Raw genomic sequence first — 13,614 nt, forward strand, 5'->3', positions numbered from 1 at the left:
TGGCTATCGCGTAAAAATAATTCTGCTCAGTTGAGAATGACCAGCGCCGGGTACTCCGAGAGCTTGGCGGAGGTGATCTGGGCCAGGGCGCGGACCACGTCCAGGGGCTTGTCCAGGCGGTAGTTGCCGGTGACGGCGACCTGGGCCAGGTGCTCGTTGTTGTTGACGATCCAGCCGGGGTAGTAGCGCCGCAGTTCGGCCAGTACCTGGTTCAGCGGGCAGTTTTCGAACACCAGCCGGCCCTGGACCCAGGCCAGGTCCTTCTGTGCATCGAGTTTTTCCGGGGGACCGAAGCCGTGGGGACCGACCCGCACGCTGTTGCCGGCGGACAGGCGCAGGCGGGCGCTGTCGTCGAGGGTGCGCAGGTCGACATCGCCGCGCTGGACCTGCACCTGCGCCTCGCCATCGAGGTAGCGCACGGCGAAGCTGGTATCGCTGACGCTGGCGCGGACTGGCCCGGCGTCGATCTCAAGGGGTTGTTCGCGTTCGGCGGCCACGTCGAAGAACGCCTCGCCCTTGTACAGCCGGGCCTTGTGTTGCCGTTCGCTGAAGCTGCTGGAGAACGCCGAGTTGGTGTTGAGCAGGACTTTCGAGCCGTCTTCGAGTTGCAGGTGCTGGCGTTCGCCGACCACGGTCAGGTGATCGGCTTGCAGGCGCAAGGGCAGGTTGCCATAGCTGCCGAGGGCGATCAGCAGCGCGGCGGCGGTGGCCAGGGGTTTCCAGTGTGGGCGCAGGCGCCGCAGCAGTGACGGGCGTCGCCGCTGTTGCAGGAGCTGTTGTTGCAGGAGTTGGGCGGTGGCGAACACCGGCTGCGCATTCCAGGCAGCGCTGGCCCGCGCATAGGCCTGGGCATGGCGCAGGTCGGCGGCGTGCCAGGTGTCGAAGGCGGCCTGCTGCTCGGCCGTCGGGCACTCCATGACGATCAGCCAGTCCAGTGCCTGATCCATGGCTGCGTCATGCGGCACCTGCCCGGAGGCGGGAGGGCGCAAGTCTTGACTGTCTGTCACGGGTGTTCCTCGGCAACGTTTGCCACGGTTTGGTTCAACGATCTTATGATTTTGAGCGATAGAGCCGTAGGGCTTTCGAGCTGGCCGTCCACGCTGTCAGGCGCCAGAGCTTAGGGGCGATCCAAGCGTTCGGCCACTCCGACACAGATTGCCATGATCAGCTTGAGTTCCTTTTGCACGGTGCTCAGGGAGACGTCGAGCCGTTCGGCGATCTCCTGGTAGCTGCAGCCGTGGAGGCGGCTGAGGATGAAAATCTGCTGCTGGCGCGCACTCAACTGGCCGAGGCTGACGCTCAGGCGCTTGAGCATCTGCTCGGCGTGGGTGGCGTCTTCCGCCGTGCTCAGGGGGGCGGCGACATTCTGCATGACATCCAGCGGCACGTCGTCCATCAGGGTGCGCGACTGGACACGCAGCGCGCGCAGATGGTCCAGCGCCAGGTTGCGGGCGGTCTGGAAGACGAAGGGTTCCAGGTGATCCACCGGGCGTTCGCTCAGGGCACGGGTGACCCGCAGGTAGGTTTCCTGCAGCAGATCCTCGGCGGTGCTGGGATTGTTGACCATGCGCTGCAAGGTGCGCAGCAGCGTGACACGCTGGGCGAGGAAGACAGTATTGAAGTGGGACTGACTCACGGAGGCACCGGACCGATTGCAAGTTAATGATAATGCTTATCATCTGCTTTGTTGGTCAAGCCCTAATGTGTTCCCTGTCCCTACAGAACCCGAGGCAACCGGTGGCTCGGAACCAGCACCGATCTACTGTAGGAGCCGGCTTGCTGGCGATGGCGTCCTGATGGGCAATGCAAATCTGAATTGAACGGCTGTTCGTCAGATACTAAAAAGCCACACATCTTGAAATGTGTGGCTCTTATTCGCGTGTCACCAGGAAAAAGTTGAAATTGGTCGACTCCAACTGGTTTCCCTCCAGCCGAAATTGAAGGGTGCGCCGTCACGATCCAGAGCTTGGTAGTGGTAATCAACCTCTGTCGCATTGCTCATGCTCCAATCGGTGCCGCTCGATTTGTCGGCCAGCCAGCGATCACCGAAAATTTTGTATTCGACACCATTTTCGAAATGGGTTTTTTTCGCGTGCGGGTCCCATTCACTGCCCATTATTCGGTAGGATCTGTAGTCATGTTCGTTGCCAAATCGATTCAGTTTTACATTGTAGATCTTCAGGCCGGTTGTAACGCTTGGTGGCGATTGCCCCGTGATTCTTGAGGCGCCTCTGATGTGACTTAAATCTTGATCGCTCAAGGTTGTAATCTGGATGCCCTGCGCTTGAAGCGAGGCAAGAATAGGGCTTTGAGCAAAAACCGTAATCGGCAATAAGCAGATAGTCATCGCGATAAAGAATTTTTTCATTTTTAGGTGCTCAGTTTTTTGGGGGGGCAAGTTTAAGAAAGTAGGATGCCCAGCTTTTTTACAAGTTCAAACATTCTAGGGTTGTCTTTAATTCTGTTGATGAAATCTTGATGAAACGCTTCGTTTGCGGTCGGGGAACAGTAGGCTTCGTAGCAGTCTATTGGGTTGGTGAGGTTGTTTTGCTCATATAGATCGTGCTCTATTGAGTTTAGTAGTATGAAGTACTCATCCCGCTCGCCCGATGTTAGATTCAGAAATTTAACATTTTCAGGTTCTATGTAATCACCTCGCGATCCGAAGGTCGCTGGCGTTCTACTATAAAAAGTACCTAACCAGCTCGGTATCATCGCCGCTTTGAGTTGGGTATCCAAATCCATATCGGCTATGGCGATTGGGGGACGGGGATTTTTTAGTGGGAGCGTTATGTTCAGGTTTAAATTGGGCAAGCTGACGGTGTCTTCTTTTTTTGCTGCGCTGGTGGAAGAGGGGAGTGCAAAGCCCTCCTTCCTTTCCGGTGGTGATACGGATGATTTAGCGACGGGTGTCGGAGTATATTTGTATAGAAGGCTGGAGATGCTGATGCTCATTTATGACTCCTGATGTTGCAGCAGTAGTGCGAGGTGTGAAGAGGGTGAGTCAACTTGTAAGTAAATATTAGGCAGGCTTTTTCTTGCTTTGGAAACTGGCCGAACGGATAGGTTGTGTTGATTTTTTAGTATCGATACGATTTTATAAATAACCTTGGCGAATATAGGTGGGTTTATTCTGTAGTCCAAATCCTTCGGCACGAGGCGTCCGCCATGACAGCCTCCCGAAAAGTTGTAGGGTATTTCCTATTTCATGCTCAATTCATAGGTGCATGAGAAGGATTGCAAAAGAGTCTCATGTTTCCTACATGCTTCAGGTATTGGAGGGTATTGCGTGCGCAAAAGGTGAGCGCTAGAGTTGAGTTGTCGCTGAAAGTTCAGCGATACGGGGTTTGCAGCCCGGAGTTAAGCAAAGGCGCACAACGCCGCGAAAGCGGTTGTTTAAGGAGCGTCACGATGACAAAGAAAATGACTCCCGATCTATCTCTTACTCGCAAAGCGCCAAGTACAGTCGACAAAACGATATATCTGCGAAAAATCTCTGATGACTCTTCAACCGAGTCTGAGCCGGTTCCGGCCAATACACCCCATTTGCTCGATACCCTCTCGTTCACCTGCTCCAAACCCGTCATCCCCGAAGCCCCGTACAAGCCCACGCTGTTTGCCATCCAGCCAGGTATCAATGCTCAGGATGCGTTGACCTACGTTTCGAATCTGCTCGAAACGGCGGAACTCAATGGCGACGAAATCAGCTTGCATACCAACCCCGTCGAGCGGGCGCTGTTCTGGGGCATGCTGCATTCGGTTGAGGTGGCGCGTGCGGTGGTGGATGCGTTGCTGGAAGGTTCGCGTGCATCTGATCGCGCATCACCTTCATTCGACTGAAACCGGTAGGCGAAAACGAAAAAAGCCCGCCAAAGGCGGGCTTTTTCAACACTTCGTATGTCCCCCGGCGAAATCAATGCTTACAGCATTTGAGCCCTGTCCGGGTGGCTGAAGAGGTCAATCCTGTGAATCAGAGCAGTATGCAGGAGTCCGACATCGGGATCTTGGCGACATCGCCCTTGCCGACACACAGCAGGGTGACTTTGGCGCCTTTTTTCAGCGGAGCCAGCTTAGGGGCGTCTTCTTTTTCGAAGGCGAACTGCGGTTCCATGAACTGGTTCACACCGCCAACCAGCGTCAGGTAAGGGGCGCCCATGAAGTTGGTGCTGATATCGGCGACGGTGCCCGAGACTTTGAACTTCTTGCCTTTGAACTGTTGGTCGGCCGCCACGGTGTTCTCGTTATAAGCCACTGCAATAGCTTTGGCCGTGACAGCGGGCATGGCCGCCACTTCCTGCTTCGCCTTGTCTTGTGCTGCCTGAGCCTGGGCCTGATCGGCGGCGGCTTGTTGAGCCTGTTTTTGTTCCCGAGCTGCAGCGTCCGCCTGTTTTTGCTCTGGGGATTTCATGGCGTTCGAGATGAGTGAGATTGCGATCAGGCAACCCAAAACGATACCAACCCATTTGAACAGTTTTTTCACGTCCTTCTCCCTACCCAGTAAGTGACTTCCATTAACGCTTCCCTGCCATAGCGCCAAAACGCTAGGGCGTCGGGATTCTCTCGGATACTCGGAAGCGAAGCAAGGCAACGTGCCACTAACTGGTTCGTCTACAAGGGATCGTGTTCAGCCTGGCTAACCGACGTTAACGTCTTGCCGCCAGATACGCGTTGTAATCAGGCACCCGATACTCATGCGCCTGCTCCATCAGCGGACTACTGAGCAGGTAGTCGGCGGTGCATTCGTTGCAGGCCACCGGAATGTTCCACACCGCCGCGACCCGCAGCAACGCCTTGATATCCGGGTCGTGGGGCTGCGGTTCGAACGGATCCCAGAAGAACACCAGCATGTCCACCCGCTGCTCGGCGATGCGTGCGCCCAGTTGCTGGTCGCCGCCCAACGGGCCGCTGATCATGCTTTCCACCGGCAACCCCAGGCGCTTGTTCAGCAGCAAGCCGGTGGTGCCGGTGGCCACCAGCTCATGCTGGGCCAGGCGGTCTTTCTGGCGCTCGGCCCAGTCCAGCAGAAACACTTTGCAGTTGTCGTGGGCCACCAGGGCGATGCGCTTGCGCGCCGCCATGGTGGTATGGGTAAAGCTGATCCCTATCATCGGTGGCTCCACGCCTGTTCCTCGTTCCGCGGTTATTCGGCGTTGCACAGCGCCAGGCAGTTATCCAGCATGCGGTTGGAGAAGCCCCACTCGTTGTCGTACCAGGCCAGGACCTTGAGCAGCTTGCCGCTGACCTTGGTGTGGTTGGCGTCGAAGATCGACGACAGCGGGTTGTGATTGAAGTCGCTGGAAACCAGCGGCAGGGTGTTGTAGCCGAGGATCTTCGAATGCCGGCTGGCTTCCTTGAGCAGGGCGTTGACCTCATCGGCCGTGGCCTCGCGCTTGAGCTGCACGGTCAGGTCCACCAGGGAAACGTTGATCACCGGCACGCGCACGGCCATGCCGGTCAGCTTGCCCGCCAGTTCCGGCAGCACCAGGCCCACGGCTTCGGCGGCGCCGGTCTTGCTCGGGATCATGTTCTGGGTCGCCGAACGGGCGCGGTACGGGTCGGTGTGGTAGACGTCGGTCAGGTTCTGGTCGTTGGTGTAGGCATGGATGGTGGTCATCAGGCCACTTTCGATGCCCAGTTCGCGGTGCAGCACCTGGGCCACCGGGGCCAGGCAGTTGGTGGTGCACGACGCGTTGGAAATGATCTGGTGCGATGAGCGCAGGATGTCATGGTTGACCCCGTACACCACGGTGGCATCGGCACCTTTGGCCGGTGCGGAAATAATCACTTTGCGGGCGCCGGCGCTCAGGTGCGCGGCGGCCTTGGCACGGTCGGTGAACAGACCGGTGCATTCGAAGACCACGTCGATCTTCTCGGCGGCCCAGGGCAGTTCGGCCGGGTTGCGGATCGCGCTGACGGCAATCCGGTCGCCGTTGACGGTCAGGCTTTCAGCGTCATGCTCTACGCTGGCATCAAAGGTGCCGTGAACCGTGTCGTACTTGAGCAGATGGGCATTGATGGCACTGTCGCCCAGGTCGTTGATGGCGACGACCTGCAGGTCCTGGCGGTAACCTTGGGTATAGAGTGCACGCAGTACGTTGCGGCCGATGCGGCCAAATCCGTTGATTGCGATTCGTAGAGTCATTTGGGGACGTGCCTGTCATAATTTTGTTGTTGGAATTACAAGATTATTCGCAAAAAAATAGAAAACAAGCCTTTTTAGTGGCAATATTTTGTTTTATCTACAACGAGTGACCTGGATCAACGGGTCCGAATGATTGCAAAGCCCCGTCGTACGAGGCTTTCGGTCAGCTTGGAACCACAGGTCGCCACATCCGTTAGCCTGGAGTTCAACACATGCATCCCCGCGTCCTTGAGGTCACCGAACGGCTTGTCGCCCGCAGCCGCGCCACTCGCCAGGCGTATCTGGCACTGATTCGCGGTGCCGCCAGTGACGGCCCAATGCGCGGCAAGCTGCAATGCGCGAACTTCGCCCACGGCGTGGCCGGGTGTGGCAGCGACGACAAGCAGAGCCTGCGTCTGATGAACGCCGCCAACGTGGCGATTGTTTCGTCATATAACGACATGCTCTCCGCGCACCAGCCCTACGAAACCTATCCGGAACAGATCAAGCAGGCGTTGCGCGAGATCGGCTCGGTCGGCCAGTTCGCCGGCGGCGTACCGGCCATGTGCGACGGCGTGACCCAGGGCGAGCCGGGCATGGAGCTGGGCATCGCCAGCCGCGAAGTGATCGCGATGTCCACCGCCGTGGCCCTGTCCCACAACATGTTCGACGCGGCGATGATGCTCGGCATCTGCGACAAGATCGTCCCCGGCCTGTTGATGGGGGCCTTGCGCTTCGGTCACCTGCCGACCATCTTCGTGCCCGGTGGGCCGATGGTCTCGGGGATTTCCAACAAGGAAAAAGCCGACGTGCGCCAGCGCTATGCCGAAGGCAAGGCCAGCCGCGAGGAGCTGCTGGAGTCGGAGATGAAGTCCTACCACAGCCCGGGCACCTGCACCTTCTACGGCACCGCCAACACCAACCAGTTGCTGATGGAGGTGATGGGCCTGCACCTGCCGGGCGCGTCCTTCGTCAACCCCAATACCCCGCTGCGCGATGCCCTGACCCGTGAAGCGGCGCACCAGATCACCCGCCTGACCAAGCAGAGCGGCAGCTTCATGCCCCTGGGCGAGATCGTCGACGAGCGTTCGCTGGTCAACTCCATCGTGGCCCTGCATGCCACCGGCGGCTCCACCAACCACACCCTGCACATGCCGGCGATTGCCCAGGCGGCCGGTATCCAACTGACCTGGCAGGACATGGCCGACCTCTCCGAGGTGGTGCCGACCCTGTCCCACGTCTATCCGAACGGCAAGGCCGATATCAACCACTTCCAGGCGGCGGGCGGCATGGCATTCCTGATCCGCGAACTGCTGGAAGCCGGCCTGCTGCACGAAGACGTCAACACCGTGGCCGGTCACGGCCTGAGCCGCTACACCCAGGAACCGTTCCTGCAGGACGGTCAACTGGTCTGGCGCGACGGGCCGATCGAAAGCCTCGATGAAAACATCCTGCGCCCGGTGGCCCGTGCCTTCTCCCCCGAAGGCGGCCTGCGGGTGATGGAAGGCAACCTCGGGCGTGGCGTGATGAAAGTCTCCGCCGTGGCGCTGGAGCACCAGATCGTCGAAGCCCCGGCGGTGGTGTTCCAGGACCAGCAGGACCTGGCCGATGCGTTCAAGGCCGGCTTGCTGGAGAAGGATTTCGTTGCGGTGATGCGCTTCCAGGGTCCGCGCTCCAACGGCATGCCCGAACTGCACAAGATGACCCCGTTCCTCGGCGTGCTGCAGGACCGTGGCTTCAAGGTCGCGCTGGTCACCGACGGGCGCATGTCAGGGGCCTCGGGCAAGATCCCGGCGGCCATCCATGTCTGTCCCGAAGCCCATGTCGGTGGTGCGCTGGCGCGGGTCCGCGACGGCGACATGATTCGCGTGGACGGTGTCAAGGGCACCTTGCGGGTACTGGTGGACGACGCCGAATTCGCCGCGCGCGAGCCTGCGGTCGGCCTGTTGGGTAATAATATCGGCTGCGGCCGTGAACTCTTCGGCTTCATGCGCATGGCCTTCAGCTCGGCGGAGCAGGGCGCCAGCGCGTTCACTTCGGCCCTGGAGCACCTTGAATGAAGTTGGCGTTGGTAGGGGATATCGGCGGGACCAATGCGCGGTTCGCGCTGTGGAAGGACAATGCCCTGGATTCGGTAAAGGTCTTGGCGACCGTCGATTACGCCAGTCCCGAGGAGGCCATCAAGGTCTACCTCGACGGCCTCGGCCTGGCGCCGGGCTCGGTCGGCGCCGTGTGCCTGTCGGTGGCGGGTCCTGTGGGTGGCGACGAGTTCCGTTTCACCAATAACCACTGGCGGCTGAGCCGCCGTACCTTCTGCGAGACCTTGCAGGTCGACGAGCTGTTGCTGGTCAACGACTTTTCCGCCATGGCCCTGGGCATGACCCGGCTGGAACCGGGGGATTACCGGGTAGTCTGCGAAGGCACGCCGGAACCCTTGCGTCCGGCGGTGGTGATCGGGCCCGGCACCGGGCTGGGCGTGGGCACCTTGCTGGACCTGGGCGAGCAGCGCTTCATGGCCTTGCCGGGGGAGGGCGGGCATGTCGACCTGCCCCTGAGCAGCCCGCGCGAGACCCAGCTCTGGCAGCATATCCACAGTGAGATCGGTCATGTCAGCGCCGAGACCGCCTTGAGTGGCGGCGGCTTGCCACGGGTGTACCGGGCGATCTGCGCGGTGGACGGGCATGTGCCGGTGCTGGAAACCCCTGAGTCGATCACCGCGGCCGGTCTGGCCGGCGATCCGATTGCCCGGGAAGTGCTGGAGCAGTTCAGTTGCTGGCTGGGCCGGGTGGCGGGCAACAACGTGCTGACCACGGGCGCGCGCGGCGGGGTGTATATCGTCGGCGGGGTGATCCCGCGGTTTGCCGACTTTTTCATCAACAGCGGTTTTGCCAGAAGCTTCGCCGACAAAGGTTGCATGAGCGATTACTTCAAGGGGATTCCGGTGTGGCTGGTGACGGCACCCTATTCCGGGCTGATTGGCGCGGGGGTGGCGTTGCAGCAGGCCTTCACGGCTTAATCGATTAAGGCATAATCCGCATTTCTGTCCTCCCCACAACAACAAGGACGATTTTCGTGAGCGTATTCAGTAAGTCCATTCTCCTGGTCGACGACGATCAGGAAATCCGTGAGTTGCTGGACACCTACCTCAGCCGTGCCGGTTTCCAGGTGCGTACCGTCGGCGATGGCGCCGGCTTTCGCCAGGCCCTCAACGATGCCCCCAGCGACCTGGTGATCCTCGACGTCATGCTGCCCGACGAGGACGGCTTCAGCCTGTGCCGCTGGGTGCGCCAGCATCCGCGCCAGGCCCAGGTGCCGATCATCATGCTCACCGCCAGTTCCGACGAGGCCGATCGGGTGATCGGCCTGGAGCTGGGCGCCGATGACTACCTGGGCAAGCCCTTCAGCCCCCGGGAGTTGCAGGCGCGGATCAAGGCCCTGTTGCGCCGTGCCCAGTTCGGCCAGGAGCGCGGCGGCAGCGAGGTCCTGGCCTTCGACGAATGGCGCCTGGACACGGTCAGTCACCGACTGTTCCATCTCGACGGCGAAGAAGTGATTCTCTCTGGCGCGGACTTCGCCCTGCTCAAGCTGTTTCTCGATCATCCCCAGGAAATCCTCGACCGCGACACCATCGGCAATGCCACCCGTGGACGTGACCTGATGCCCCTGGACCGGATCGTCGACATGGCGGTCAGTCGCCTGCGCCAACGCCTGCGTGACACCGACAAGCCGCCGCGGCTGATTCGTACCGTGCGCGGCAGCGGCTATCAGCTGGCGGCCAACGTCACCCCGGCCAATGCTCTCTGAGCTGCGCCGGCGCCTGCCGGTTCCGCGCTCGCTGCTGGGGCGCATGCTGCTGCTGACCCTGCTGGCGGTGTTGATCGCCCAGACGCTGTCCAGCGTGATCTGGCTCTCGCAGTTGCGCGCCACGCAGCTCGAAGGGCTGGTCACCAGTGCCCGCAGCCTGGCCCATTCGATGACCGCCAGTGTCAGCTACCTGCGCTCTCTGCCACTGGCCTATCGTCCCCTGGTGCTCGATCAATTGCGCAGCATGGGTGGTACGCGTTTTGTCGTCACCCTCAATGACAAACCCCTGGACATGCGCCTGCTGCCGGCCACTCCACGCAAGACGGCGGTGCTCGAAGCCGTGCACGAGGTGCTGCGCCAGGCGCTGGGCAACGAGGTGGATATCTCGGTGCAATTCGTCAGCCCCGACGACCTGCGGATCTTCAACGGTGGCCTGAAACTGGATGAGCTGCCGCGTTCCTGGGCCCACTATGCGCTGACCCTGGAACCGGTCAATCCGCCGGTGCTGGTGACGCAGATCCAGATGGCCCCCGGCGAATGGCTGTACATAGCCTCCTTGCTGCCGGAGCCTTACACCAGCCTGGAAGAGGAAGGCCTGCCGTCCCAGCAGGTGTGGTTCATTGTCTTGACCAGCGGCTTCCTGCTGTTGTTCATCGGCCTGCTGGTGCACTGGCAGAGTCGGCCCCTCAAGCGCCTGGCACGGGCGGCGCGGGACATGTCGCTGGGCGATGCGCAGGTGCGGCCGGTGGCCGAGGGCGGCGGCAGCGAAGTCGTGGAGGTGGGACGGGCCCTCAACGCCATGCGTGAGCGCATCAGCCGTTACCTGACCGAGCGCAGCCAACTGTTCAGTGCCATTTCCCACGACCTGCGCACCCCCATCACTCGCCTGCGGCTGCGGGTCGAGTTGCTGGAGGACGAGCAACTGCAGTACAAGTTCGGGCGGGATCTCGATGAGCTGGAGATGCTGGTCAAGGGCGCGCTGCAATGCGTGAAGGACACCGATATCCACGAGAACATCGAACCGGTGGACCTCAACCATGCCCTCGATTGCCTGATCGAACCCTACCTGCCGCCCAACGGCAACGGTCGGGTGACGCTCGACGGTCGTGCCCTCGCGGCCTTTCCCGGCAAGCCGCTGGCGTTGCGGCGCTGCATGGGCAACCTGATCGACAACGCCCTCAAGTATGGTGACAAGGCCCATCTGCGCGTCGAAGACGATGAGGTGGCCTTTGTGCTGCACGTCGATGACGAAGGTCCGGGAGTGCCCGAGCAGCGCCTGGAGCAGGTGTTCGAGCCGCATTTTCGCTTGTCCGGCCAGCAGCAGGGCTATGGTCTGGGGCTGGGGATTGCGCGCAATATCGCCCACAGCCATGGCGGCGAGGTGAGCTTGCAGAACCTGCGCGAAGGCGGGCTGCGGGTTACTTTGTACTTGCCGCGAAATGCCGACTGATCGACAGGAGCGCCTGTTCCGGGCTGATGTTCAGCGCCGGCTCGAACGAGTCCGGCGCGAGGATATCGGCTGAGGCCCGAACCTCCCGCGGCCGTGCCATGGCGGCGCGGATGCGGTGCTCGCGCACGCGGCTGTTGCTCTGGCTGAAGTAGCGTTGCAAGGCTTCCATCGCCTGTTCATAGGGTTCGTTGCACAGGGCCAGCTGGCGTTCGCGCTCACGTAGCGCCAGGCGCTTGGCCTGTTCTTCGCCGTGGCGGCGGACACTGAAACTGCGGCTCAGGCAGTAGCCATGAATCCGCGTGCTGGCCCGCCAGTAGCCGGTATGGTTCGTCTCGACCCGGATCACCCCGGGATGACCGCTGGTGTTGTGGGGCATCAGCCGCTGGCGCTCGGCATAGCTCTGCGACGGCTGCATTTTCAGCACCAGGGCGTTGCGACAGGACTCGGCCATGCTCCGGGCCGGTCCCTCGCCGCCACACTCGGCGAAGCTGAAGACCCCGCCCAACCGGGCGCCGCCCCGCATGACCTCGACCTTCCAGGCACACAGGCCTTGCTCGTTGTAGAGCGGGAAGATGCAGCATTGGCGGGGGTTGCGCAGATGGGGGGCAACCATGGAACACACCTCCTCGTGGGCGCTCGACCGGCGCATTTGGAATGAAGACGTGCAGCAGATTCGCCTAAGTAAAGGAGTGCTTCAACGTGGGAAAAGACGTTAGGGATCACTCCTACACGGGAAAGGGAAACGACTTATTCAGCAATTTTCCTACTTTCCGAAGCGCTGATTCGAAGCGCTCTTTCCCCTGTGCCTTTGTCACCAAGTGGTGACATTTGCGCGGGGCTTCGTGACCTGATGACGAAGGTCGGCTGGCTAGAATCGCCCGATAACGGTTTCGACCCTGACAACAAGAAAGGTACTCGGATGGACACCCTTGAACTGCCCTTCAGCAGTTGGCTCAACGCTCCTGCGCATCGTGCCTGGTTGCTGGCCGAGGGCCGGCGGCTGCTGGCGTTTGCCAGGGCCTCGCGCCTGGCCGAAGGCTTCGGCAATCTCGACGCGCACGGGCGCCTGGCGGACGGCGCCATGGCCGAAACCATGAACACCGCGCGCATGACCCACAGTTTCGCCATGGCCCATATCCAGGGGATTCCCGGTTGCCTGGCGCTGGTCGATCACGGTGTCGCCGCCCTCTGGGGGGCCTTGCGCGATGCGGTCCACGGTGGCTGGTATGCAGCGCCCGGGCATCGCGATGGCAACAGTGGCAAGGCTGCTTACCTGCATGCCTTTGTCGCCCTGGCCGCGAGTTCCGCGGTGGTGGCCGGCAGCGCCGATGCCCCGCGTCTGCTGGCCGAAGCGATCCGGGTGCTCGAGACGCATTTCTGGAGCGAGGAGGAGGGCGCCCTGCGTGAGTCCTTTGCCCGTGATTGGCAGCAGGAAGAGGCTTATCGCGGCGCCAACAGCAACATGCACGGCACCGAGGCTTTTCTCGCCCTGGCGGATGTCACCGGCGACAGCCGCTGGCTGGACCGCGCGCTGCGTATCGTCGAGCGGGTGATCCACACTCACGCCGCCGCCAACGATTTCATGGTCATCGAGCATTTCGACCGCCAGTGGCAACCGCTGCGCGAGTACAACCACGACAACCCGGCGGACGGCTTTCGTCCCTATGGCACAACGCCGGGCCACGGTTTCGAGTGGGCGCGCCTGGTGCTGCACCTGGAGGCCGCTCGCCGCCAAGCGGGCCTATTGACCCCCGACTGGTTGCTGGACGATGCCCGCGCTCTGTTCGACAGCGCCTGCCGTTACGGCTGGCAGGCCGATGGTGTCGCGGGCATTGTCTACACACTGGATTGGCACAACCGCCCGGTGGTCCGCCAGCGCCTGCACTGGACCCACGCCGAAGCCAGCGCCACGGCCGCCGCCCTGCTCCGGCGCACGGGCGAGGCGCAGTACGAAACCTGGTATCGACGCTTCTGGGATTTCATCGACGTGCATTTCATCGACCGGGTGCTGGGCAGTTGGCATCACGAACTGGATGAGCACAACCGACCCGATGCGAAGATCTGGGGCGGCAAGCCTGACCTCTATCATGCCTTTCAAGCAGTACTGCTTCCCGGCCTGCCACTGGCTAAAAGCCTCGCGAGCGCTCTGGCCCGGCAGTCTTCGGGTGATAATGGCAGCGCAACTCATGTCACCATGTCGTGACATTTGCACGTCCCTTCGTTACCCGCGAGGGGCCTT

The 13,614-nt window shown here is 61.2% G+C and carries 14 protein-coding genes; 6 read left to right on the top strand and 8 right to left on the bottom strand.

Features of this window, described 5'->3' with window-relative positions; translation table 11 throughout:
- Positions 1–26: 26 nt before the first annotated feature.
- The 4 genes from NUH87_RS23555 to NUH87_RS23570 form a co-directional block, all read right to left on the bottom strand.
- Positions 27–1,007 carry a FecR family protein gene (locus tag NUH87_RS23555; protein ID WP_338522885.1) on the bottom strand — a complete coding sequence of 327 codons (981 nt, stop codon included), beginning with the start codon at positions 1,005–1,007 and terminating at the stop codon, positions 27–29.
- 110 nt (positions 1,008–1,117) lie between these two features.
- Positions 1,118–1,636 (bottom strand): RNA polymerase sigma factor, encoded by a 519-nt coding sequence (locus tag NUH87_RS23560; RefSeq protein ID WP_338522886.1) that lies wholly within the window; start codon positions 1,634–1,636, stop codon positions 1,118–1,120.
- 246 nt (positions 1,637–1,882) lie between these two features.
- Positions 1,883–2,368 carry a hypothetical protein gene (locus NUH87_RS23565; RefSeq protein ID WP_338522887.1) on the bottom strand — a complete coding sequence of 162 codons (486 nt, stop codon included), beginning with the start codon at positions 2,366–2,368 and terminating at the stop codon, positions 1,883–1,885.
- A 32-nt stretch (positions 2,369–2,400) separates the two neighbouring features.
- A complete protein-coding gene (locus NUH87_RS23570) occupies positions 2,401–2,955 on the bottom strand; it encodes a hypothetical protein (protein WP_338522888.1) in 555 nt (184 codons plus the stop codon).
- Positions 2,956–3,411: 456 nt separating this feature from the next.
- Here NUH87_RS23570 and NUH87_RS23575 point away from each other — a divergent pair, with 456 nt between their 5' ends.
- Positions 3,412–3,840 carry a hypothetical protein gene (locus tag NUH87_RS23575; protein ID WP_338522889.1) on the top strand — a complete coding sequence of 143 codons (429 nt, stop codon included), beginning with the start codon at positions 3,412–3,414 and terminating at the stop codon, positions 3,838–3,840.
- A gap of 130 nt (positions 3,841–3,970) precedes the next feature.
- On the opposite strand, the gene NUH87_RS23580 is transcribed toward NUH87_RS23575, so the two are convergent.
- From NUH87_RS23580 to gap, 3 genes are all read right to left on the bottom strand, one after another.
- Entirely contained in the window at positions 3,971–4,480 is a 510-nt protein-coding gene (locus NUH87_RS23580) for an OB-fold protein (RefSeq protein ID WP_338522890.1), read from the bottom strand.
- 163 nt (positions 4,481–4,643) lie between these two features.
- Positions 4,644–5,108 carry a methylglyoxal synthase gene (locus tag NUH87_RS23585; protein WP_338522891.1) on the bottom strand — a complete coding sequence of 155 codons (465 nt, stop codon included), beginning with the start codon at positions 5,106–5,108 and terminating at the stop codon, positions 4,644–4,646.
- 32 nt (positions 5,109–5,140) lie between these two features.
- Positions 5,141–6,142: a type I glyceraldehyde-3-phosphate dehydrogenase gene (gap, locus tag NUH87_RS23590; protein WP_040070276.1), complete on the bottom strand. Its 1,002-nt coding sequence runs from the start codon at positions 6,140–6,142 to the stop codon at positions 5,141–5,143.
- Positions 6,143–6,354: 212 nt separating this feature from the next.
- On the opposite strand from gap, the gene edd reads away from it, so the two are divergent.
- Genes edd through NUH87_RS23610 form a run of 4 tightly spaced genes read left to right on the top strand, consistent with a single transcriptional unit; the run spans position 6,355 to position 11,375 of the window.
- A complete protein-coding gene (gene edd / locus NUH87_RS23595) occupies positions 6,355–8,181 on the top strand; it encodes a phosphogluconate dehydratase (RefSeq protein WP_338522892.1) in 1,827 nt (608 codons plus the stop codon).
- Positions 8,178–9,137, top strand: a complete 960-nt coding sequence (locus NUH87_RS23600; protein WP_338522893.1) for a glucokinase — start codon at positions 8,178–8,180, stop codon at positions 9,135–9,137. The genes edd and NUH87_RS23600 overlap by 4 nt, the downstream gene beginning before the upstream one ends.
- A gap of 56 nt (positions 9,138–9,193) precedes the next feature.
- The gene (locus tag NUH87_RS23605; protein ID WP_040070273.1) at positions 9,194–9,925 is read left to right on the top strand and encodes a response regulator; all 732 of its coding nucleotides are present in this window, start codon (positions 9,194–9,196) and stop codon (positions 9,923–9,925) included.
- Positions 9,915–11,375, top strand: a complete 1,461-nt coding sequence (locus NUH87_RS23610; protein ID WP_338522895.1) for a HAMP domain-containing sensor histidine kinase — start codon at positions 9,915–9,917, stop codon at positions 11,373–11,375. The genes NUH87_RS23605 and NUH87_RS23610 overlap by 11 nt, the downstream gene beginning before the upstream one ends.
- Here NUH87_RS23610 and NUH87_RS23615 read toward each other — a convergent pair.
- Positions 11,344–11,988, bottom strand: a complete 645-nt coding sequence (locus NUH87_RS23615) for an AP2/ERF family transcription factor (protein WP_338522896.1) — start codon at positions 11,986–11,988, stop codon at positions 11,344–11,346. The genes NUH87_RS23610 and NUH87_RS23615 overlap by 32 nt on opposite strands.
- A gap of 306 nt (positions 11,989–12,294) precedes the next feature.
- On the opposite strand from NUH87_RS23615, the gene NUH87_RS23620 reads away from it, so the two are divergent.
- A complete protein-coding gene (locus tag NUH87_RS23620) occupies positions 12,295–13,578 on the top strand; it encodes an AGE family epimerase/isomerase (protein WP_338522897.1) in 1,284 nt (427 codons plus the stop codon).
- Positions 13,579–13,614: the final 36 nt, after the last annotated feature.

This window comes from Pseudomonas batumici (assembly GCF_036585405.1).
GTDB lineage: Bacteria > Pseudomonadota > Gammaproteobacteria > Pseudomonadales > Pseudomonadaceae > Aquipseudomonas > Aquipseudomonas batumici.